Annotated in this window: 20 protein-coding genes and 2 tRNA genes; 4 read left to right on the forward strand and 18 right to left on the reverse strand. The window is 72.6% G+C overall.

Annotation, left to right across the window (positions count from 1 at the left end):
- Positions 1 to 63: 63 nt before the first annotated feature.
- The 10 genes from ruvA to pgsA form a co-directional block, all read right to left on the reverse strand.
- Positions 64 to 675 carry a Holliday junction branch migration protein RuvA gene (ruvA, locus tag ABZW10_RS34920; protein WP_355374438.1) on the reverse strand — a complete coding sequence of 204 codons (612 nt, stop codon included), beginning with the start codon at positions 673 to 675 and terminating at the stop codon, positions 64 to 66.
- Positions 672 to 1,223, reverse strand: a complete 552-nt coding sequence (gene ruvC, locus ABZW10_RS34925; protein WP_355374441.1) for a crossover junction endodeoxyribonuclease RuvC — start codon at positions 1,221 to 1,223, stop codon at positions 672 to 674. Before ruvC ends, ruvA begins: the two co-directional genes overlap by 4 nt.
- Positions 1,224 to 1,341: 118 nt before the next feature.
- Positions 1,342 to 2,100 (reverse strand): YebC/PmpR family DNA-binding transcriptional regulator, encoded by a 759-nt coding sequence (locus tag ABZW10_RS34930; RefSeq protein WP_355374443.1) that lies wholly within the window; start codon positions 2,098 to 2,100, stop codon positions 1,342 to 1,344.
- Positions 2,101 to 2,192: 92 nt separating this feature from the next.
- Entirely contained in the window at positions 2,193 to 2,810 is a 618-nt protein-coding gene (gene pdxT, locus ABZW10_RS34935; protein ID WP_355374446.1) for a pyridoxal 5'-phosphate synthase glutaminase subunit PdxT, read from the reverse strand.
- Positions 2,811 to 2,899: 89 nt separating this feature from the next.
- Positions 2,900 to 3,811 (reverse strand): pyridoxal 5'-phosphate synthase lyase subunit PdxS, encoded by a 912-nt coding sequence (gene pdxS, locus ABZW10_RS34940; RefSeq protein WP_350545123.1) that lies wholly within the window; start codon positions 3,809 to 3,811, stop codon positions 2,900 to 2,902.
- A 178-nt stretch (positions 3,812 to 3,989) separates the two neighbouring features.
- Positions 3,990 to 4,490 (reverse strand): hypothetical protein, encoded by a 501-nt coding sequence (locus ABZW10_RS34945; RefSeq protein ID WP_355374490.1) that lies wholly within the window; start codon positions 4,488 to 4,490, stop codon positions 3,990 to 3,992.
- Between the two features lie 74 nt (positions 4,491 to 4,564).
- The gene (locus ABZW10_RS34950; protein WP_355374449.1) at positions 4,565 to 4,933 is read right to left on the reverse strand and encodes an isomerase; all 369 of its coding nucleotides are present in this window, start codon (positions 4,931 to 4,933) and stop codon (positions 4,565 to 4,567) included.
- Between the two features lie 69 nt (positions 4,934 to 5,002).
- Entirely contained in the window at positions 5,003 to 6,184 is a 1,182-nt protein-coding gene (locus ABZW10_RS34955; protein ID WP_355374451.1) for a glycosyltransferase family 4 protein, read from the reverse strand.
- 67 nt (positions 6,185 to 6,251) lie between these two features.
- The gene (locus tag ABZW10_RS34960; RefSeq protein ID WP_355374454.1) at positions 6,252 to 7,259 is read right to left on the reverse strand and encodes a phosphatidylinositol mannoside acyltransferase; all 1,008 of its coding nucleotides are present in this window, start codon (positions 7,257 to 7,259) and stop codon (positions 6,252 to 6,254) included.
- 46 nt (positions 7,260 to 7,305) lie between these two features.
- Positions 7,306 to 7,953 (reverse strand): phosphatidylinositol phosphate synthase, encoded by a 648-nt coding sequence (gene pgsA / locus ABZW10_RS34965; protein WP_355374457.1) that lies wholly within the window; start codon positions 7,951 to 7,953, stop codon positions 7,306 to 7,308.
- 214 nt (positions 7,954 to 8,167) lie between these two features.
- Here pgsA and ABZW10_RS34970 point away from each other — a divergent pair, with 214 nt between their 5' ends.
- Positions 8,168 to 10,225 (forward strand): elongation factor G-like protein EF-G2, encoded by a 2,058-nt coding sequence (locus tag ABZW10_RS34970; RefSeq protein ID WP_355374460.1) that lies wholly within the window; start codon positions 8,168 to 8,170, stop codon positions 10,223 to 10,225.
- Positions 10,226 to 10,243: 18 nt separating this feature from the next.
- On the opposite strand, the gene ABZW10_RS34975 is transcribed toward ABZW10_RS34970, so the two are convergent.
- On the reverse strand, positions 10,244 to 10,669 hold the full coding sequence (locus ABZW10_RS34975; RefSeq protein ID WP_355374462.1) for a DUF393 domain-containing protein: 426 nt from the start codon (positions 10,667 to 10,669) through the stop codon (positions 10,244 to 10,246).
- Between the two features lie 195 nt (positions 10,670 to 10,864).
- Between ABZW10_RS34975 and ABZW10_RS34980 the strand changes: the two genes are divergently transcribed.
- Positions 10,865 to 12,511, forward strand: coding sequence for a hypothetical protein (locus ABZW10_RS34980; protein WP_355374465.1), 1,647 nt, complete (start codon positions 10,865 to 10,867; stop codon positions 12,509 to 12,511).
- Between the two features lie 76 nt (positions 12,512 to 12,587).
- Here the strand turns inward: ABZW10_RS34980 and ABZW10_RS34985 are convergent, their stop codons facing one another.
- The 4 genes from ABZW10_RS34985 to ABZW10_RS35000 all read right to left on the reverse strand — a co-directional run bounded on the left by ABZW10_RS34985 (position 12,588) and on the right by ABZW10_RS35000 (position 17,091).
- Complete coding sequence (locus ABZW10_RS34985; RefSeq protein ID WP_355374467.1) at positions 12,588 to 13,148, reverse strand: HIT domain-containing protein; 561 nt, start codon at positions 13,146 to 13,148, stop codon at positions 12,588 to 12,590.
- 81 nt (positions 13,149 to 13,229) lie between these two features.
- Entirely contained in the window at positions 13,230 to 15,209 is a 1,980-nt protein-coding gene (thrS, locus tag ABZW10_RS34990; RefSeq protein ID WP_355374469.1) for a threonine--tRNA ligase, read from the reverse strand.
- A 99-nt stretch (positions 15,210 to 15,308) separates the two neighbouring features.
- Positions 15,309 to 16,505 carry a hypothetical protein gene (locus ABZW10_RS34995; protein ID WP_355374471.1) on the reverse strand — a complete coding sequence of 399 codons (1,197 nt, stop codon included), beginning with the start codon at positions 16,503 to 16,505 and terminating at the stop codon, positions 15,309 to 15,311.
- Between the two features lie 31 nt (positions 16,506 to 16,536).
- Positions 16,537 to 17,091 (reverse strand): DUF4365 domain-containing protein, encoded by a 555-nt coding sequence (locus ABZW10_RS35000; RefSeq protein WP_355374474.1) that lies wholly within the window; start codon positions 17,089 to 17,091, stop codon positions 16,537 to 16,539.
- A gap of 154 nt (positions 17,092 to 17,245) precedes the next feature.
- Here ABZW10_RS35000 and ABZW10_RS35005 point away from each other — a divergent pair, with 154 nt between their 5' ends.
- The gene (locus ABZW10_RS35005; RefSeq protein ID WP_355374476.1) at positions 17,246 to 18,013 is read left to right on the forward strand and encodes an exonuclease domain-containing protein; all 768 of its coding nucleotides are present in this window, start codon (positions 17,246 to 17,248) and stop codon (positions 18,011 to 18,013) included.
- A gap of 65 nt (positions 18,014 to 18,078) precedes the next feature.
- Here ABZW10_RS35005 and ABZW10_RS35010 read toward each other — a convergent pair.
- The 3 genes from ABZW10_RS35010 to ABZW10_RS35020 all read right to left on the reverse strand — a co-directional run bounded on the left by ABZW10_RS35010 (position 18,079) and on the right by ABZW10_RS35020 (position 19,050).
- Positions 18,079 to 18,150: transfer RNA gene (locus ABZW10_RS35010), tRNA-Val, on the reverse strand.
- A gap of 205 nt (positions 18,151 to 18,355) precedes the next feature.
- Positions 18,356 to 18,427, reverse strand: a tRNA-Val gene (locus ABZW10_RS35015).
- A gap of 101 nt (positions 18,428 to 18,528) precedes the next feature.
- Positions 18,529 to 19,050, reverse strand: coding sequence for a TIGR02611 family protein (locus ABZW10_RS35020; RefSeq protein ID WP_355374479.1), 522 nt, complete (start codon positions 19,048 to 19,050; stop codon positions 18,529 to 18,531).
- A gap of 194 nt (positions 19,051 to 19,244) precedes the next feature.
- Here ABZW10_RS35020 and ABZW10_RS35025 point away from each other — a divergent pair, with 194 nt between their 5' ends.
- Positions 19,245 to 19,658: an SsgA family sporulation/cell division regulator gene (locus tag ABZW10_RS35025; protein ID WP_030056266.1), complete on the forward strand. Its 414-nt coding sequence runs from the start codon at positions 19,245 to 19,247 to the stop codon at positions 19,656 to 19,658.
- The last annotated feature ends 225 nt before the right edge of the window (positions 19,659 to 19,883 follow it).

The following is a 19,883-nucleotide window of genomic DNA, read 5'->3' on the forward strand; positions in this document are numbered from 1 at the left end:
GTCGGCGTTGTCGGCGTCCTCGGTGTCGGCGGTGTCGACAAAAGGACAGGTCGTCAGATGGCTTCAGCGAGAACGGTTGAGTCCGCGCAGCGCCAGCCGCAGCAGCGCGCCGACGTCCGGCACCGGCTGCGCCTCGGCCTGCGGGGTGACGGCGGCGACCGCCTCGTCCGCCTCGCGCGGCGCGTAGCCGAGGCCGACCAGCGCGGAGTGCAGCTGCTCGCTCCACGGCGCCGGCCCGGTGGCGACCGGCTTCTGCGCGGGGACCGCGCCGTGCGGGGCGCCCAGCTTGTCCTTGTACTCCAGCAGCAGCTTGGCCGCCTTGGCCTTGCCGATGCCGGGCACCGCCACCAGCGCCTTCTCGTCGCCGTTCGCGACCGCGAGGCGCAGCGCGTCGGGGCTGTGCACACCGAGGATCGCCTGGGCGAGCTTGGGGCCGACGCCCGGCGCCGCCTGCAGGATCTCGAAGATCGCCCGCTCGTCGTCGTCCGCGAAGCCGAACAGGGTCAGCGAGTCCTCCCGGACCACCAACGAGGTCGCCAGCCGGGCCGGCTCCCCCAGCCGCAGACCGGCCATGGTGTTCGGGGTGCACTGCACGGCCATGCCGACCCCGCCGACCTCGACCACCGCGACGCCGCCGGACAGCGCCGCCACGGGTCCTTGCACGAAGGCGATCATCGGATGGTTCCTCTCGGGCCGTGCGGGGAGCTGGTACGGGCCGCCAGGATCGCGGCCTCCAGGCGGTTGGCGGCGCCGCCGCGCCAGATGTGGCAGATGGCCAGCGCCAGCGCGTCGGCGGCGTCGGCCGGTTTGGGGGGCGCGTCCAGCCGCAGCAGCCGCTGCACCATGGCCGTGACCTGCGCCTTGTCGGCCCGGCCCGAGCCGGTGACGGCGGCCTTGACCTCGCTGGGGGTGTGCAGGGTGACCGGTATGCCGCGCCGGGTCGCGCAGAGCATCGCCACCGCGCTGGCCTGCGCCGTGCCCATCACGGTGCGGACGTTGTGCTGGGCGAAGACCCGCTCGACGGCCACCAGGTCGGGCCGGTGCTCGTCCAGCCAGGCCTCGATACCCTGCTCGACCAACAGCAGCCGGTGCCCGATCTCCGCCTCGGCGGGGGTGCGCACCACACCGACGCCGGCCATCCGCAGCGGCCGGCCCGGCGCGCCCTCGACCACGCCGACGCCGCACCTGGTCAGCCCAGGGTCGACACCCAGCACCCGTACCAAGGCTCCCCCTCCCTCACGATCTCCTCCGACCTGCGAAGGCTACCCGCCACCACCGACAGCGCCCCGAACGACACCGGCCCGGCGGTCCTGGGGACCGCCGGGCCGGGAGGGGGCACGATCACTCGGCGTCGAGCTGCGCACCGACCTCGTCGCTGATGTCGAAGTTGGCGAAGACGTTCTGCACGTCGTCGCTGTCCTCGAGGGCGTCGATCAGCTTCAGGATCTTGCGGGCGCCGTCGACGTCCAGCTCGACCTGCATGCTCGGCAGGAAGTTGGCCTCGGCCGAGTCGTAGTCGACGCCGGCGTCCACCAGGGCGGTGCGGACGGCGACCATCCGGGAGGCCTCGGAGACGATCTCGAAGGAGTCGCCGAGGTCGTTGATCTCCTCGGGCTCCTGGTCCAGGACGACCTCGAAGAGCTTGTCCTCGTCCACGCCGTCCGCCTTGGGGACGATCACGACGCCCTTGCGGGTGAACAGGTAGGAGACCGAGCCCGGGTCGGCCATCGAGCCGCCGTTGCGGGTCATCGCCACGCGCACGTCGGAGGCGGCACGGTTGCGGTTGTCGGTGAGGCACTCGATGAGCACCGCGACACCGTTCGGGCCGTAGCCCTCGTACATGATGGTCTGGTAGTCGGCTCCGCCGGCCTCCAGGCCGCCACCGCGCTTGACGGCGCGGTTGATGTTGTCGATCGGGACCGAGCTCTTCTTCGCCTTCTGGATGGCGTCGTAGAGCGTCGGGTTGCCGGCCGGGTCGGGGCCGCCGGTGCGCGCCGCCACCTCGATGTTCTTGATCATCTTGGCGAAGAGCTTGCCGCGCTTGGCGTCGATCACGGCCTTCTTGTGCTTGGTGGTAGCCCACTTAGAGTGGCCGGACATCGCCAGCTCCTTTACGTCGCCAAAGGGAAATGAACAGATGAGATCTTACCGGTGCGGCCGCCGCCGGACCGCACACGGTCACGCACGCGCGGTCACGCGGCGGCGAGGCGCTCCTCGACCATGCGCACGAAGTAGGCGTGCACCCGGTGGTCGCCGGTGAGCTCCGGGTGGAACGAGGTGGCCAGCAGGTTGCCCTGGCGCACGGCCACGATCCGGCTCTCCGGGCCGTCGGCGGCCGGCAGCTCGGCCAGCACCTCGACGGCCGCGCCGACCGACTCCACCCAGGGGGCGCGGATGAACACGCCGTGCACCGGGGCGTCGTCCAGGCCGCGGAAGGCGATGCCGGACTCGAAGGACTCGTTCTGGCGGCCGAAGGCGTTGCGGCGCACCGTCATGTCGATGCCGCCAACCGTCTCCTGGTCCTCGCGCCCGTCCAGGATCTTGTCGGCCAGCATGATCATGCCGGCGCAGGTCCCGTACACCGGCATGCCGGCGGCGACCCGCTCGCGCAGCGGGTCCATCACGCCGAACAGCAGCGCCAGCTTGGACATCGTGGTGGACTCCCCGCCGGGGATCACCAGCGCGTCGACCTCGGCCAGCTCCTCCGCGCGACGGACCGGACGCGCCAGCGCGTCGGCCTCGGCCAGGGCGACCAGGTGCTCGCGGACATCACCCTGGAGGGCGAGGACGCCGATGACTGGAGTGGACACTTCTCGTACCTCTTGACTCTCGAACTCGACGACGCACGGCGGCCCGCCGCGCCGATGATCTCACCGCGCGGCGGGCCGTCCACAGCGCATTACCAGCCGCGGTTGGCGTACCGCTCGCTCTCCGGCAGGGTGTCGCAGTTGATGCCGACCATGGCCTCGCCCAGGTTGCGGGAGGCGTCGGCGATGATCTTCGGGTCGTCGAAGAAGGTGGTGGCCTTGACGATCGCGGCGGCGCGCTTGGCCGGGTCGCCCGACTTGAAGATGCCCGAGCCGACGAAGACGCCCTCGGCACCCAGCTGGCGCATCAGCGCGGCGTCGGCCGGGGTGGCCACACCACCGGCGGAGAACAGCACGACCGGCAGCTTGCCGAGCTCGGCGACCTCCTTGACCAGCTCGTACGGGGCGCGCAGCTCCTTGGCGGCGGCGAACAGCTCGTTGTGGTCCAGGGCGCGCAGGTGGCCGATCTCGTTCTTGATCTGGCGCAGGTGGCGGACCGCCTCGACGACGTTGCCGGTGCCGGCCTCGCCCTTGGAGCGGATCATGGCCGCGCCCTCGGCGATGCGGCGCAGCGCCTCGCCCAGGTTGGTGGCACCGCAGACGAAGGGGGTGGTGAAGGCCCACTTGTCGGAGTGGTTGACCTCGTCGGCCGGGGTCAGCACCTCGGACTCGTCGATGTAGTCGACACCCAGCGACTGCAGGACCTGGGCCTCGACGAAGTGGCCGATCCGGGACTTCGCCATGACCGGGATCGAGACCGCGCCGATGATCTCCTCGATCATGTTCGGGTCCGACATGCGCGCCACGCCGCCGTCCTTGCGGATGTCGGCCGGCACCCGCTCCAGGGCCATGACGGCCACAGCGCCGGCGTCCTCGGCGATCTTGGCCTGCTCGGCGTTGACCACGTCCATGATCACACCGCCCTTGAGCTGCTCGGCCATGCCGCGCTTCACCCGGGCGGTACCGATCTGCGGCTGGTCTGCGGTGGTGGGGGTGGTGGACACGTGAGACCTCACTCGAAGATGAACCAGTGCTATCGCCCTATGGTAGGCGGAAGAAACCGGCCCTCCATGCGCCACCAAGTCCAGCCGGTCCGGTGGGATACGACAAAGAGGCCGTATCCGGGGCAAGCCGCCACCGCAGGTGGAGCGGGTGCCACGGACAGGTGCCGCCAGGCACGGCCTAGGCCGGAGCACCCTCGGGAGTGAGCGCCACCGGCGGCGCGTCGTCCATCTCGAAGGCCATCGGGAACGGCGCCTTGCCCGCCAGCCGGAAGTACCGCACCAGCCGGTGCTCGCGCACCGCCCGCGCCGCCCGCACCGCGTCGTTGTGGAACCGCCGCGCCATCGGCACCCGCCGCACCGCCGCCGTCAGATCCCGCACCGCGTCCTCGCCGCCCGGCTCCGCCACCAGCGCCGCCACCTGCTCCGACTCCGCGAACACCGCCCGCAGCGCCAGGCTCAGCTGACTCTCCGCCACCTCGCGCTGCTCGTCCTCCGCCTGCCGCGCCGCGTGCGCCGCGTCCAGCAGCAGCAGCGACGCCGCCGGATCCAGCAGCGACGACGTCGCCAGCTCCATCGCCACCGACGCCCGGCGGACCAGCTGCGCGTCCAGCGCCGCACGGGCGGCGTCGATCCGGGCGTGCAGCCGGTCCAGCCTTCCGGCCGTCCAACTCAGGTACATGCCGAACAGCACCACGGCCACGCCGGCCCAGATCCAGGTAGTCACGGGGCGCTACGCTACCGGGTGCCCCCGGTTCACCCCTCGATCGCGGTGTTCCGGTACGCCTCGCGGTCGATGTCACGCACGTCCACCGCCAGGTGCAGCCGCTCCCCCGGCGCCGGCTTCACCCGCTCCGCCAGCAGCGCCAGCACCCCCTCGGTGAGCGCCGACTTCGCCTCCGGGCTGCGCCCCGGGAAGATCTGGAACTGGACGAACACCTGCGCCTCGGGGCGCTCGCCGAAGCCGACCACGACCTCCGGGTCGGTCGGCCGGAAGATCGTCTTGCAGCCCTCCGGCTGGGCGGCGATGGTCTCCACCGCCAGCCGGTTGATCGCCAGGCCCAGCTCACGGCGGTCGAAGGAAGCGGCCAGGCTCGGGGAGTAGTCGACGGAGATCTGCGGCATCGGGCCCTCCAGGGACACGGGGACTGCGGACGGTGGAACCGTCCGACCTTAACCGCGCCCGCCGCCCGTTCAGTCCCGGGCCAGCCCGAACCGGCCGCGCCGCCCGCTGCGCTCGTCCTCCACCACCGCGGCCTCCCCCGCCGTCACCGTCTCGTACACGGCCAGGATGTCCGCGCCCACCGTCGACCAGTCGAACCGCCGCACGTGCCGCGACGCCGCCTTGCGCAGCTCCTCCAGCCGCGCCGGATCCCCGAGCAGCCGCACCGCGGTGCGCGCCAGCGCGTCCGCGTCCTCCACCGGGAACAGCTCGCCCGCGTCCCCGCCGTCCAGCACCTGCTTGAACGCGTCCAGGTCGCTCGCCAGCACCGGCGCCCCCGCCGACATCGCCTCGACCAGGATGATCCCGAAGCTCTCGCCACCGGTGTTCGGCGCCACGTACAGGTCCACGCTGCGCAGCAGCCGGGCCTTGTCCCGGTCGCTCACCATGCCCAGGAACTCCACCTGCGCCCGGACCTCCGGCGCCAGCCCGGCGACCGCCTCCTCCTCGTCGCCCTTGCCCGCCACCAGCAGCCGCACCCCCGGCCGCTCCGCGAGGATCCGCGGCAGCGCCGCCAGCAGCGTCGGCAGCCCCTTGCGCGGCTCGTTGATCCGGCCGATGAAGCCGATCGTCCCCGGCCGCCCCTCGGCCGCGCCGCCGCTCCACCGCTCGTCCGGCTCCGCGCCGGCGAAGAAGCCCACGTCCACGCCGTTGGGGATCACCACCGCGTCCCCGCCCAGGTGCTCCACCAGGGTGCGCCGCGCGTACTCGCTCACCGCGATCCGCGCCCGCATCTTCTCCAGCCCCGGCTGCAGGATCGGCGAGGCCGCGATCATCGCCCGCGAGCGCGGGTTCGAGGTGTGGAAGGTGCCCACCATCGGCCCCGACGCCGACCACGCCGCCAGCATCGACAGGCTCGGCGAGGCCGGCTCGTGCACGTGCAGGATGTCGAACCGCCCCTCGTGCAGCCACCGCCGCACCCGGGCCGCCGACAGGATCCCGAAGCTCAGCCGCGCCACCGAGCCGTTGTACGGCACCGCCACCGCCCGCCCCGCCGACACCACGTACGGCGGCAGCGCCTCGTCGTCCTCGGCCGGCGCCAGCACCGACACCTCGTGGCCCAGGCCGATCAGGTGCTCGGCGAGGTCCCGGATGTGGAACTGCACGCCACCGGGGACGTCCCAGTCGTACGGGCAGACGATGCCGATCTTCACGGGTCTCCTCGAATCCTGCGGGCGGTGCGGGTACGGGTACGGACTGCGGTCGGGCGGACGGGCGCGCTCAGGCCCCCGACGCCTCGGCCGCCGGCTCCCCGGCCGACTCCGCCGCCGGACGGACGGCAGGCTCCCGAACGGCCGGACGGGCGCCGCCCGCGGCCCGGGACGCCCCCGCCTCCACCGTCTCACGGACCGGGAGGTCGGCCAGCCAGAAGCGCTGCAGCATGTGCCAGTCCTCCGGGTGCTCCCGGATCGCCGCCTCCCACACCCCGGCCATCGCCTGCGTCATCACCTGGGTCTTCTCCGCCCGGTCGCCCTGCGCCGGCACCACGACCTCCGGGTGCACCTGCGCCCGCATGGTCCGGCCCTCGTACCAGACCGACACCGGCAGCAGCGCCGCCCCGGTCCGCTGGCACAGCGCCGCCGGACCGGCCGGCATCCGCGTCGCCTCACCGAAGAACGACACCTCGATGCCCGCCTCCGAGAGGTCGCGGTCCCCCACCAGGCAGACCAGCTTCCCCGCCCGCAGCCGCCGCGCCAGCGTGCCCACCACGCTCACCGAGCCGCCGGTCAGCGCCAGCACCTCCATGCCCAGGCTCTCCCGGAACGCCACGAACCGGTCGAACAGCCGCTCCGGCTTCAACCGCTCCGCCACCGTCGTGAACGGGTACCCGCGGCTCGCCACCCAGGCGCCCGCCAGGTCCCAGTTGCCCATGTGCGGCAGCGCCGCCACCACGCCCCGGCCGGCGTCCAGCGCCTGCTGCACGTGCTCGAAGCCGTCCACCCGCACGTCGCGCAGCACCCGCCCGCGGCCCCACACCGGCAGCCGGAACGACTCCTGCCAGTACCGCATGTACGAGCGCATCCCGGCGCGCGACAGCTCCCGCAGCCGGGCCTCGTCCGCCTCCGGGCACACCCGCAGCAGATTCGCCTCCAGCTGCAGCACCCGCTTGCCGCGCCGCCGCCACGCGTAGTCCGCCAGCCGGTCGAACAGCGCCCGCGCCGCCGGCTCGGGCAGGTGCTTGAGCGCCCCCCAACCCGCCGCGTACGCCGTGTACACCAGTCGGTCCACCGCTCGGTCCTTCACCGCGACTCGGTCCTCCACCGCGGGCCCCCTCTCAGCTTCCGGCCGCCACGCGGTCCGCCTCGAACGCCTCACGGCGCACCTGCAGCATCCGCTGGAACACCGTCACCAGGCTGCCGACCGCCACCAGCCACAGCGCCACCGGCAGCAGCCACTCCACGTACGGCACCCCGAACGTGTGCAGACCCGCCACACCGGCCGCCACCAGACTGATCACCAGCCGCTCGGCCCGCTCCACCAGCCCCGACACGTCGCACGGCAGCCCCTGGCTCTCCGCCCGCGCCTTGGTGTACGACACCACCAGCCCGCTCGCCAGGCAGAACACCGCCACCGCGCACAGCAGGTCGTTGTCGCCCTTGCCCGCGTACCACATGGCCAGACCACCGAAGATCGCCGCGTCGGCGACCCGGTCCAGCGTCGAGTCCAGGAACGCCCCCCACTTCGTGGACCGCCCCAGCTGCCGCGCCATGTTCCCGTCCACCAGGTCCGAGAAGATGAACAGCGTGATCGTGATGGTGCCCCAGAAGAACTCCCCGCGCGGGAAGAACGCCAGCGCACCCGCCACCGAACCGGCCGTACCGACCAGCGTCACGGTGTCCGGGCTCACACCCAAACGGATGAGGAACGCGGCGAACGGGGTCAGGACACGTGTGAAGAAGGCACGCGCGTATTTGTTGAGCATGGCCTTCCCGACCGCTCCGATCTCCCTGGTACCCGCCTGCGGCCAGATGCGCGGCAGACGACCCGATGGATCAGCCCATCCGGCGCACCCATCGTAGCCACGCCCACCGACCTCCCCCGCGCACACACCGCCCCCGGATGCCGCTCGCGCGCCCCTCGGTGCCCCCGCCCCTAGACTTTCACCGACAGCCTCGGCGCGACGGGAGGAGACCCCGATGCCCGACCGCAGCAACGCCAGAGCCGGCCAGGCCCCCGCCGTCACCGGCCCGAGCGACCTGCGCAACGTCGTCCTCATCGGCTGCGCCGGCGTGGGCAAGACCACCCTCGCCGAATCCCTCGCCCACGCCGCCGGCGCCATCGGCCGCCCCGGACGGGTGACCGACGGCACCACCGTCTCCGACCACGAATCCATCGAGCACCAGCAGCAGCGCTCCGTGCAGCTCTCCGTGCTCCCCCTGGAGTGGCGCGGCACCAAGATCAACCTGATCGACCCGCCCGGCCACCCCGACTTCGCCGCCGACCTGCGCGCCGCCCTGCACGCCGCCGACGCCGCCGTCTTCGTCGTCTCCGCCACCGACCCCGTCACCGCCGCCACTCGCGCCCTCTGGCGCGAGTGCGCCGCCGAGAACATCCCGCGCGCCATCGCCGTCGCCAAACTCGACATCGCCCGCGGCAGCCTCGACGACATCCTCACGGCCTGCCACGACGCCTTCGGCCTCGGCCCCGACACCCTCCGGCCGCTCTTCCTGCCCGTCCACCACGACGGCCACCCCGACGGCAGCGTCGACCTCCTCACCGGCCACACCTACGGCCAGGCCGACCCCCTGCCCGACACCGCCCCCGCCCGCGAGAGCCTCGTCGAGGCCATCTCCGGCCAGGACGACACCCTCATGGAGCAGTACCTCACCGGCGGAACCCCCGACACCGACTCCCTCGAAGCCGGCATGCGCCGCGAAGTCCTCGCCTGCACCCTCCACCCCGCCGTCCCCACCAGCGAACACGGCCTCGGCGCCACCGAACTCCTCGACCTCATCACCACCACCTTCCCCACCCCCGCCGAACGCACCCGCCCCGCCCCCGACTGCGACCCCGAAGCACCCCTCGCCGCCCAGGTCGTCCGCGTCACCGGCGACGCCTACGTCGGCCGCATCAGCCTGCTGCGCCTCTACGCCGGCACCCTGCGCCCCGACACCCGCATCCGCCTCACCGGCCCCGACCACCCCGCCGAGCAGGACGGCGAGGAGCGCGTCACCGGCCTCACCAGCCCCTTCGGCAAACTCCAGCGACCCGTCCCGCACGCCGTCGCCGGCGACCTCGTCTGCGCCGCCAAACTCACCACCGCCCGCGCCGGCGACACCGTCCAGGAACCCGGCGGGCAACTCGAACTCGACACCTGGACCCTGCCCGAACCCCTCCTGCCCATCGCCGTCGAGGCCCACAGCAAGGCCGACGACGACAAGCTCTCCCAGGCCCTGTCCCGGCTCGCCGCCGAGGACCCCGCGCTACGCCTCGAACAGAACCCCGACACCCACCAGCTCGTCCTCTGGTGCACCGGGGAGGCCCATGCCGACGCCGTGCTCGACCGGCTGCGCAACCGTCACGGTGTCCACGTCGACACCGTCGAGCACAGGGTCGCCCTGCGCGAGACCTTCGGCACCGCCGCCGCCGGCCACGGGCGCCTCGTCAAACAGTCCGGCGGCCACGGCCAGTACGCCATCTGCGACCTGGAGGTCGAACCCCTCCCCGCCGGATCCGGCTTCGAGTTCCAGGAACACGTCGTCGGCGGCTCCGTCCCCAAGCACTTCATCCCCTCCGTCGAGAAGGGCGTCCGCGCCCAGCTCGCCAAGGGCGTCGCCACCGGCCACCCGCTCGTCGACATCCGGGTCACCCTCACCGACGGCAAGGCGCACTCCGTCGACTCCTCCGACGCCGCCTTCCAGAACGCCGCCGCCCTCGCCCTGCGCGACGCCGCCGAACACGCCGTCATCCGGCTCCTCGAACCCGTCGCCGCCGTCAGCGTCCTGCTGCCCGACGACTACCTCGGCGCCGTCCTCGGCGACCTCTCCGCCCGCCGCGGCCGCGTCCTGGGCACCGAGACCGGCGGCCCCGGCCTCACCCTGCTGCGCGCCGAGGTCCCCGAACTCGAACTCGCCCGCTACCCCGTCGACCTGCGCTCACTGACCCACGGCACCGCCGAGTTCACCCGCGCCCACCTGCGCCACGAACCCATGCCGGCCGCCCTCGCCGCCCGCTTCAACGGCCGGGAGGACTAGTCTCCGAGTCGCTGCGGCTCAGCGCCGCGGCAGCGCGCAGGCCGGCGTCCCGCCCGGCATCCGGTGCCGGTTCTTCGCCACCCAGCGGTACACCAGCGCCGCCACCGGCCGCACCGGCGCCAGCGCCAGCACCCCGCCCAGGTACGCCCACACCCCGCCCGAACGCATCAGCAGCCGCGCCACGGCCTGCGCCCCGCCGTACACCCGGCCCGCCGGCGTCACCCAGAGCACCTCGCGCTCCGCGCGCTCCCAGGACACCTCCGCGCGCCCCCCGGCCACCGCGTCCAGCCCCGCCAGGTCCGCGAACTGGAACGGCACCGCCTCCCAGCCCCCCGACGCCAGCGCCTGCCGCAGAAAGCGCTCCGCCCAGGTCACGCACGTCGTGCAGAACCCGCAGTCCCCGTCGAACACCAGCACCGGATCCGTCAGCCCACCACTCTCCATGCCGCCATCGTGCACCATCCCGTCCGACCGCCCGCGACCGGGCACCGGCCGGTGCGTCGAACGGTCGAAACGTGGGCATCATGCCCCACAGGTCCATCGTGGCCCGTTCGTGACGGCACTTCAGACGATCATGCCCGCGCCGGCACCCCGGCACGGTAACCTGCCGCAGGACAAAGGGGAGGAGGGGACGCCACCGTGACCACACTCGACATGACCCCGGGTGCGCAGATACCCCGGACCGACGCCGGCCCGCAGACCGCCGGCACCCAGGCGCTCTCCTCGGCCGCCTACCGCGACAGCAACCTGGAGGAGGGCGCCGGCAAACTCGACGGCGTCAGCGCGAAGAAGGGCCGCTTCGCCCTGTTCGCGCCCAACTTCGGCGAGGCCTTCAGCAAGGCGCTCATCTCGCGCGCCCTCGGCGGCGACCGCAAGCCCCTGGTGCCCTCCTTCGGGGTGGAAACCCGCCAGATCGTCGAGCACGCCCTCGCCGCCGAGGAGATCCGCCGCAACCGCGACCGGCAGCTGTCCACCGTCTCCGTCGTCACCGGCCTGCTCTGCCTGCCCGGCGCCCTGGTCTGGCTCGGCGCCTTCCAGCTGCGCGCCTGGCTCAAGCGCGACAACCCCAAGAACGCCGGCGCCTACGGGGCCGCCGTCCTGCTGCTGGCCGCCGCGCTCGCCGTGCTGCTCGCGATCAAGCCACCGGCCGGCGGCATCCTCGGCCTCTACCTGCGCGTCGTCATGCTCGCCCCGGTGATCGGCTGGTACCTCGCCCGGCGCATCGTCGAACGCACCGCCGTCGAGCTGCGCGCCCGCTGGCTCTCCCTGGCCGACGGCAACGCCGTCGCCGCGACCGTCCCGATGGCCGTCCCCCGCGACGACCTCGACAAGAAGGCCGCCGACCTGCGGGCCAAACTCGGCCGCCTGGAGGCCGAGCAGGAGACCAATGTCCAGCACTACGCCGGCCCCAAGGGCATCCTCGGCGCCGGCCGCCGCTGGGGCGAGTGGAAGCTCATCGACACCCTGCGCCCCGCCGAGGGCCAGATCGACTTCCGCCAGTTCCACCCCTGGGACCTCGTCCGCAAGATCTCCGGCCACCTCAAGGCCCTGGGCATCAGCGAGGTCGCCAACAGCGGCATGCCCAACGTCCAGGTCAAGCAGTGGGTCGTCTTCGAGGTCGGCGAGAGCGCCGACGAGATCAGCCGCCCCGGCAGCGCCGACATGGACGGCGACCACATGCGCGACTTCGCCGTCCAGGCCATCGCCGACAAGCAGACCTTCGGCGGCGGCCCCCGGCACTACCTCGCCACCCAGTTCATCACCCACGACGGCAAGCTCGTCCTGACCTTCACCGTCACCGTCGTCCTGCTCGCCAACACCCTCAACATCACCGTCGCCGGCTACGCCCTCGGCCCGATCAACGGCTTCTTCTTCGACAAGCCCAAGGACAAGGAGAAGTCGGTCTCCAAGACCTTCCGGTTCTGGGAGGACCGCACGGTCAAGCTCCCGCTGATCGACAACGACGAGGTCGTCCGGCAGGCCGTCCGCGCCCCCTTCTACCGGACGCCCAGCCTGCTCTCCTGGCTCGGCGGCGGCCTCGGCCTGCCCGAGCCCTTCGGCCTGCGGCACAGCTGGGCCGGTCAGCCCTGGGGCACCCGCACCATGGCCGACAACGCGCTCAACGCCTCCCACCCGGTGCTCGCCGCGGTCCACACCGCCACCCTGGAGTTCCTCGCCGAGCACGACCTCGACACCGAGCGCGCCTTCAAGGGCCGCGCGGCCGGGCTCAAGGCCGAGGCCCAGGGCAGCCGCCCGTTCAGGGTCGACCAGTACGACGCCGGCTGAACCGGCCACCTGGCCACCGACGCCACAGGGCCCCCGCCGACCGTCGAGTCGGCGGGGGCCCTGCGCGTCGCGGGTCTCAGCCCTTCGGCCAGGCCTCGGCCAGCATCTTCCGGGTGTCCGCCAGCAGTTGCGGCAGCACCTTGGTGTGGCCGACCACCGGCATGAAGTTGGTGTCCCCGCCCCAGCGCGGCACCACGTGCTGGTGCAGGTGGGCCGCGATGCCGGCGCCGGCCGCCGCGCCCTGGTTCATGCCGATGTTGAAGCCGTGCGCGCCCGAGGCCGCGCGCAGCGCCGTCATCGCCTTCTTGGTGAACACCGCCAGCTCGGCTGTCTCCGCCTCGTCCAGCTCGGTGTAGTCCGCCGCGTGCCGGAACGGGACCACCATGAGGTGCCCGCCGTTGTACGGGTACAGGTTGAGCACCGCGTACACGGATTCGCCGCGCGCGACGACCAGCCCGTCCTCGTCGCTCAGCGACGGGATCGAGCAGAACGGGCAGCCGTCGTCCGGAGCCGGGCCGGTGGGCTTGTTCTCGCCCTGGATGTAGGCCATCCGATGGGGGGTCCACAGGCGGCGGAAGCCGTCCGGCTCCCCGACGCCCTGCTGCAGTTCCGGCTCAGTCGTCATGCTGATCAGCATATTCGCCCAACCGTGCTTGCAAAGCCGCGCGGGGCGGACTCCCGAAGGAGCCCGCCCCGCGCTCACGCCCGACGCTCGGCGTCAGACCTGGATCCGGCGCTCGACCGCGTCCACGATCTCGGTGACCGCGTCGGCCAGCGGCACGCCGTTCTTCTGCTCGCCGTTGCGGTAGCGGAAGGAGACCGCGCCCGCCTCGACGTCGTCGTTGCCGGCGATCAGCATGAACGGGACCTTGCTGCGCTGGGCGTTGCGGATCTTCTTCTGCATCCGGTCGTCCGAGGTGTCCACCTCGACCCGGATCCCGCGCTTCTTCAGCTCGGCCGCGACCTCCAGCAGGTACGGCACGTGCTCGTCGGTGATCGGGATGCCGGTCACGGTGACCGGGGCCAGCCACGGCGGCATGGCACCGGCGTAGTGCTCCAGCAGCACCGCGAAGAAGCGCTCGATCGAGCCGAACAGCGCCCGGTGGATCATGACCGGCCGCTGGCGCGAGCCGTCCGCCGCCGTGTACTCCAGGTCGAAACGCTCGGGCAGGTTGAAGTCCAGCTGGATGGTCGACATCTGCCAGGTGCGCCCGATGGCGTCCCGCGCCTGCACCGAGATCTTCGGGCCGTAGAAGGCCGCGCCGCCCGGGTCCGGGACCAGCGGCAGGCCCTGCTTCTCGGCCACCGCGGCGAGGACGGCGGTGGCCTCCTCCCACGTCGCGTCGTCGCCGACGAACTTCTCCGGGTCCTTGGTGGACAGCTCCAGGTAGAAGTCGGTCAGACCGTAGTCGCGCAGCAGGTTGAGCACGAAGGTGAGGGTCGAGTCGAGCTCGTCCGCCATCTGCTCGCGGGTGCAGTAGATGTGCGCGTCGTCCTGGGTGAAGCCGCGGGCACGGGTCAGGCCGTGCACCACGCCGGACTTCTCGTACCGGTACACCGTGCCGAACTCGAACAGGCGCAGCGGCAGTTCACGGTACGAGCGGCCGCGCGCGTCGAAGATCAGGTTGTGCATCGGGCAGTTCATCGGCTTGAGGTAGTAGTCCACGCCCTCGTCGAGCTGCATGGGCGGGTACATGCCGTCCGCGTACCAGTCCAGGTGGCCGCTCTTCTCGAAGAGCTTCCCCTTGGTGGCGTGCGGGGTGTAGACGAACTCGTAGCCCTCCTCCTCGTGCCGGCGGCGCGAGTAGTCCTCCATGGCGCGGCGGATGATGCCGCCCTTGGGGTGGAAGACGGCGAGGCCGGAGCCGATCTCCTCGGGGATGGAGAAGAGGTCGAGCTCGTTGCCGAGCTTGCGGTGGTCGCGCTTGGCGGCCTCCTCCAGGAACTCCAGGTGCGCCTTGAGCTCGTCCTTGCTCGGCCAGGCGGTCCCGTAGAGGCGCTGGAGCATGGGGTTCTTCTCGCTGCCGCGCCAGTAGGCGGCGGCGGAGCGCATGATCTTGAACGCCGGGATCATCCGGGTGCTGGGCAGGTGCGGGCCGCGGCACAGGTCGCCCCAGCACTGCTCGCCGCTCTTGGCGTCCAGGTTGTCGTAGATGGTGAGCTCGCCGGCGCCGACCTCGACGTCGGCACCCTCGCCGGCGGTGGCGGCGGAGCCCTTGAGGCCGATCAGCTCCAGCTTGTACGGCTCGTGGGCCAGCTCCTCGCGGGCGGCCTCGTCGGTGACCACCCGGCGGGAGAACTTCTGCCCGCGCTTGATGATCTCCTGCATCTTCTTCTCGATGGCCTTGAGGTCATCGGGGTGGAACGGCGTCGCGACGTCGAAGTCGTAGTAGAAGCCGTCCTTGACCGGCGGGCCGATGCCGAGCTTGGCCTCCGGGAAGAGCTGCTGCACGGCCTGGGCCATGACGTGCGCGGTGGAGTGGCGCAGGATGTCGAGGCCGTCCTGGCTGCTGATCCCGACCGGCTCGACCTCGTCGCCGTCCTGGAGGGCGTAGGCCAGGTCCCTGAGCTGGCCGCCGACGCGGGCGGCGATGATCGAGCGGTCGTCGGCGAAGAGCTCGGCGGCCGTAGTGCCCGTGGTCACCACGCGCTCTTCCCGATCGGGTTCGCGGTTGATGATTACCCGGACGTCCGTCACCGGTCTCTCCTGACGTGCTGGATTCAGAGGACGCAGCACAGCGCTGCGCCTGACGATGGTACCGAGAGCGGTGGCCCCACCGTCACCTCCGTACCCTTCCTACGCGTCCTTCCCGCTCCGTCCCTCCCCCAGGGTCTTGAGCAGGCGCTCCCGCTCGGCCTCCTCCAGCCCGCAGGGTTCCGGGCCGGTGGGCCGGACGAGCCGGCGGAAGCCGCCGCGCCGCTCCAGGCGGCCGCTGATCCGCACGGGGGTGCCGGCCAGGTGGGCCTCGGCGGCGATCCGGTAGGCCGGGTCGGGCAGCCGGACCTTGACCTCATCGACCTCGGCGCCGCCGAGCACCCGCAGGCGCACGCTGCCCGGCCCGGCGGGGTCGGCGCGCTTGAGGCGGACGACGAGGCCGACCAGGGTGACGGCGACCGCGGGCTCGATGCGTTCGAGCAGGTCGGCGGCCTCCGCGAGGGCGGGCAGGTCGCCGGGCGAGAACTCGACGGCGATCCGGCGGTCACCGAAGCCGCCCGGGGTGCCGGCGGCGGCCGACCAGGCGACGGTGAACCGGCCGGCGGTGGCGCCGCGCACCAGGTCCTGGACGGATTCGACCAGTTCGCGGCTGACCCCGGACTGGACGGCGTTCTCGAAAGCCTCACCGCCGCCGCTGACCCGCCGGTAGTCGACGGCGTCGCGCAGCGCCTCCAGGGCGCGGACCAGGGTGGTGACCGCCGCCCGGCCCTCGGGGGCGGGTGTGTAGGCGGTCAGGCCGGGGCCGGCGGCGACGACCAGGACCCGGTCGAGGAAGTCGCCGGCCCAGGCGTCGAGGCGGGCGCCGAAGTAGGCGGCGCGGGTGCGGCCGGCCTTGGCGCCGGCGGCGAGCATGGCGCGGGCGGCGTGCCGGAGCCGTTCGGTGTCGTCCCAGGGCGCGGCGCCGGGGGCGGGGGCACCGGCGGGTGCGGCGAGGTCGCGGTGCCACTGGAGTTCGTCGCCGGGGACGGCCAGCGCGAGCAGGATGGCGCGGGCGGAGGGGCTGGCGGAGCGGGCGAGGGCGGTGACGGCGTCGGTGAGCAGCTCGACCGCGTCGTCGAAGCCGTCGCCGGCGGGGACGAGCAGGCTGACGCCGGGGTCGGTGCCCTCGGGGGGCGTCCAGCGGCCGTAGCGGGCGGAGGGTCCGCCGCGCCGGACCCAGCCGTGCCGGGCGAGCAGGGTGGCGAGCACCGCGGGGTCGACGGCGCCCGGATCGGGCAGCGGCCCGGTCTGCGGCGGTTCGCCGAGCGTGGGACGCATCGGCCCGTGGGGCAGTGTCATGGGGCGGCTCCTCCCGGCCGGGGCCGGGCCGTCACGGGCTGCCGCCCGCGCCGACCCTGGCCATGATGTCGCACAGGGCGCGGTCGTCGAAGACCTTCGCGGTGGGGACGCGGACGTTGGTCCGGCGCTGCCCGGTGATCGGGTGGCCGGCCAGGTTGACCCAGTAGCAGCAGTGCCGCAGTTCGAGGGCGTCGGGGCGGGCGGCCAGCCAGCGGTCGACGCGGCGGGGCAGCAGCATGACGACGAGGATCCGGGGCACGGCGACCCGGGGGCGGGCGAGCTTGCGCAGGTGGTCGTTGTCCAGGGTGAAGGAGAAGAAGGGGCCGCGCGGGTCGGCGGCGATCTGCTGGGTGGCCTTCAGCTGGATCTTGACGGTGACCTCGTCGTCGACCTCGTGGCTGCGCGAGCCGTGGCTGACCTGCCAGTCGATGCCGTTGTCGGGGAACGGCTGGGAGAGCGAGCAACCGGCCGCGGCGGCGACCGCGTGCAGGTAGCCGACCTGCAGGGTCTCCATGCAGGCGGTCACCGCCAGGTCGCCCCGCAGGACGGCCGCCGCCTCCTCGGGCTGCGGCTGCGTCAGCGCCATGACCGTCCGGCCTCCCCCGTCCCTCAGGGGCCCGTCCGGATTCGAACAGGGCGCCCGTGGGCAGGGTGCCCGGCCGGTGCGGCGCCAAACGGTTGAGGAGGCGTCAGGGGCGGGTATCACCGGGGCGGGACCGCGCAGTTTTCGAGGGGCAGTCATGCAGCAGCACTGGTTCACCGGCCCGCTCGCCTCCTTCGACACCGAGACCACCGGCGTGGACGTCGAGACCGATCGCATCGTCTCGGCCGCCCTGGTCGTCCAATCCGCCCCGGGTGCCGTCCCGGTGGCCACCGACTGGCTCGCCGATCCCGGCGTGCCGATACCCGACGGCGCCCGTGCGGTGCACGGGATCAGCGACGAGCGGGTGCGGGCGCACGGGCGGCCGGCCGCGGTGGTGGTGGCGGAGCTGGCCGCCGCGCTCGCCGAGCAGGCCCGGGCCGCGCGGCCGGTGGTGGTGATGAACGCGCCGTACGACCTGACGCTGCTGGACCGGGAGTTGCGCCGGCACCGCGGGCTCTCGCTGGCCGGGGCGATCGGCCCGGGCGAGCTGCTGGTACTGGATCCGCGGGTCCTGGACAAGTACGTGGACCGTTACCGCCGCGGCCGGCGGACGCTGACCGACCTGTGCGCGCACTACGGGGTGGAGCTGGCCGGGGCGCACGACGCGGGGGCGGACGCGACGGCGGCGCTGGAGCTGGTGCGGGCCATCGGCACACGGTTCCCGAGGGCACTGGGCGGGCTGACGGCGATGGAGCTGCACCAACGGCAGACGGTCTGGCACGCGGCGCAGGCGCGCGGGCTGCAGGCGTGGTTCGACCGGTCGGGGGCGGACGAGCGGGTGGACCTGTCGTGGCCGCTGCGGCCGGCCCGGTGCGGTTGCGGCCGCCGGCTGTCGCCGGAGCACGCGTGCGAGGCGGCGGCGTAGCCGCCGGGCCCGGGAACGCCGCAGGCCCTGACCGGTCTCCCGATCAGGGCCTGCGTGCTGTCCGGTGGGCGATACTGGGATCGAACCAGTGACCCCTTCGGTGTGAACGAAGTGCTCTCCCGCTGAGCTAATCGCCCGGGCAACGAGAAGAACTGTAGCACCATTCGGGCGGTGTCGTACAACTCGTTCGGGGAGTGCCGCCGACGCATCCGCAGAACTCCCGCGCGAAGCGGAAGATGACTGCCCCTCAGCACATTCCCGGCACCGTTCGGCGGATTGCGGAAATACATGTGAGGCCCAGCCGAAAATCGGCTGGGCCTCACATATCACAATGCATTCCGGTGGGCGATACTGGGATCGAACCAGTGACCCCTTCGGTGTGAACGAAGTGCTCTCCCGCTGAGCTAATCGCCCGGGTGCAGAGAAAACATTACCGCATCCCGGAGGATGCTCCGAACACTCCGCCATCCCCGGACGGCCCCGCCCGGGGGCGGCGGCGGACGGGCCCGGGCGGCTCAGTCCTCGTGGATCTTCCAGGGCATGACCAGCCCGTACTTCCACAGGTACCAGCCGCAGAGCGCGGCGATCACGGCCAGGCCGATCGCGGTGAGCGTCAGGTTGCGGCGCCGCACCCGCGGGTCCAGGGCCTTCTGCGCGGCCTCGGCCACCTTGCGGCGGGTCCAGCGCAGCACCAGCTGGGCCCAGACGAACTCGGTCGCCCAGATGCCCATGCCGAGGAAGATGACCACCCAGCCGGGGCCGGGCAGCGGAAGCATGATCACACCGAGCACCACCACGGCGAGACCGACCAGGAAGACGGCCACCTGCCAGCTCAGGTGCAGCGGACGGGAACGGCGGATGAACCCCGGGGCGCGCGAGCCCAGCGGCTTGTCACCCTCCGTACCGCCCTCGGCGCCGTTGCCGCCGGCCCCGTCGCCCGCCTCCGTCGGCACCCCCGTGTCGTCCGGCACGATCGCATCCCCCGTTCCGGTGTTCCCGCCCGCGTCCCCGCGTGCCTCGTCGCTTCGCACAGTCATGCCAGGAAACTAACCGAGAAGCGGACCGGTAATCGCCCGGCGGGCACTCTGTGGCGATTCCGCAATGCGCCGTAAGGGGTACGACTCGCGCCCGAATCGGGACAGAGGGGTTTACATCGGTCGCGGAGGTGGGATGGTCCGTTCGCCGACGTGCGATTCCCCGAGCGCACACTGAGCGAAAGGCCATGGCGCTTATGAACACCACGGTCAGCTGCGAGCTGCACCTGCGCCTCATCGTGTCCAGCGAGTCCTCACTGCCCGTCCCCGCGGGCCTGCGCTACGACACCGCCGACCCCTATGCCGTGCACGCCACCTTCCACACCGGCGCCGACGAGACCGTGGAGTGGGTGTTCGCCCGAGATCTCCTTGCGGAGGGGCTGCACCGACCCACCGGTACGGGCGACGTCCGGGTGTGGCCCTCGCGCAGCCACGGACAAGGGGTGGTCTGCATCGCCCTGAGCTCTCCGGAAGGAGAAGCCCTGCTGGAGGCCCCGGCCCGGGCGCTTGAGTCGTTCCTCAAGCGGACGGACGCCGCCGTTCCCCCCGGCACCGAACACCGTCACTTCGACCTCGACCGGGAGCTGTCCCACATCCTCGCCGAAAGCTGACCCCGACCGGAGGCGGTCGCACCCCGCTGCACGCGGGGTCGTAACCCCTGCCGTCAACCGCAGCCGTCCTACTCGGGGGCACGGCAGCAGACTCAGCCGCGCACGACGCGGTCTCGGGGCCGGTGACGAAACGGTTCTCTCCCCACCGGAGCGGGCCGGAAGCACCGAAGGCGCCCGGCATCGGAGCCGGCCATCCCGCGGGATGGCCGGCTCCGATGCCGGGCG

This window comes from Kitasatospora sp. NPDC004723, from assembly GCF_040609255.1.
In the GTDB taxonomy this organism is placed as follows: domain Bacteria; phylum Actinomycetota; class Actinomycetes; order Streptomycetales; family Streptomycetaceae; genus Kitasatospora.

Excerpts from the sequence above, each read along its gene's own strand:
- ABZW10_RS34975 (WP_355374462.1), bottom strand. The coding sequence starts at position 10,669 with ATGGAGAGTGGTGGGCTGACGGATCCGGTGCTGGTGTTCGACGGGGAC.
- ABZW10_RS34945 (WP_355374490.1), bottom strand. The coding sequence starts at position 4,490 with ATGTACCTGAGTTGGACGGCCGGAAGGCTGGACCGGCTGCACGCCCGG.
- ABZW10_RS35020 (WP_355374479.1), bottom strand. The coding sequence starts at position 19,050 with ATGACTGTGCGAAGCGACGAGGCACGCGGGGACGCGGGCGGGAACACC.
- ABZW10_RS34970 (WP_355374460.1), top strand. The coding sequence starts at position 8,168 with ATGCCCGACCGCAGCAACGCCAGAGCCGGCCAGGCCCCCGCCGTCACC.
- ABZW10_RS34950 (WP_355374449.1), bottom strand. The coding sequence starts at position 4,933 with ATGCCGCAGATCTCCGTCGACTACTCCCCGAGCCTGGCCGCTTCCTTC.
- ABZW10_RS35025 (WP_030056266.1), top strand. The coding sequence starts at position 19,245 with ATGAACACCACGGTCAGCTGCGAGCTGCACCTGCGCCTCATCGTGTCC.
- ABZW10_RS34985 (WP_355374467.1), bottom strand. The coding sequence starts at position 13,148 with ATGCTGATCAGCATGACGACTGAGCCGGAACTGCAGCAGGGCGTCGGG.
- ruvA (WP_355374438.1), bottom strand. The coding sequence starts at position 675 with ATGATCGCCTTCGTGCAAGGACCCGTGGCGGCGCTGTCCGGCGGCGTC.
- ABZW10_RS35000 (WP_355374474.1), bottom strand. The coding sequence starts at position 17,091 with ATGGCGCTGACGCAGCCGCAGCCCGAGGAGGCGGCGGCCGTCCTGCGG.
- ABZW10_RS35005 (WP_355374476.1), top strand. The coding sequence starts at position 17,246 with ATGCAGCAGCACTGGTTCACCGGCCCGCTCGCCTCCTTCGACACCGAG.
- ABZW10_RS34995 (WP_355374471.1), bottom strand. The coding sequence starts at position 16,505 with ATGACACTGCCCCACGGGCCGATGCGTCCCACGCTCGGCGAACCGCCG.
- ABZW10_RS34930 (WP_355374443.1), bottom strand. The coding sequence starts at position 2,100 with ATGTCCGGCCACTCTAAGTGGGCTACCACCAAGCACAAGAAGGCCGTG.
- pgsA (WP_355374457.1), bottom strand. The coding sequence starts at position 7,953 with ATGCTCAACAAATACGCGCGTGCCTTCTTCACACGTGTCCTGACCCCG.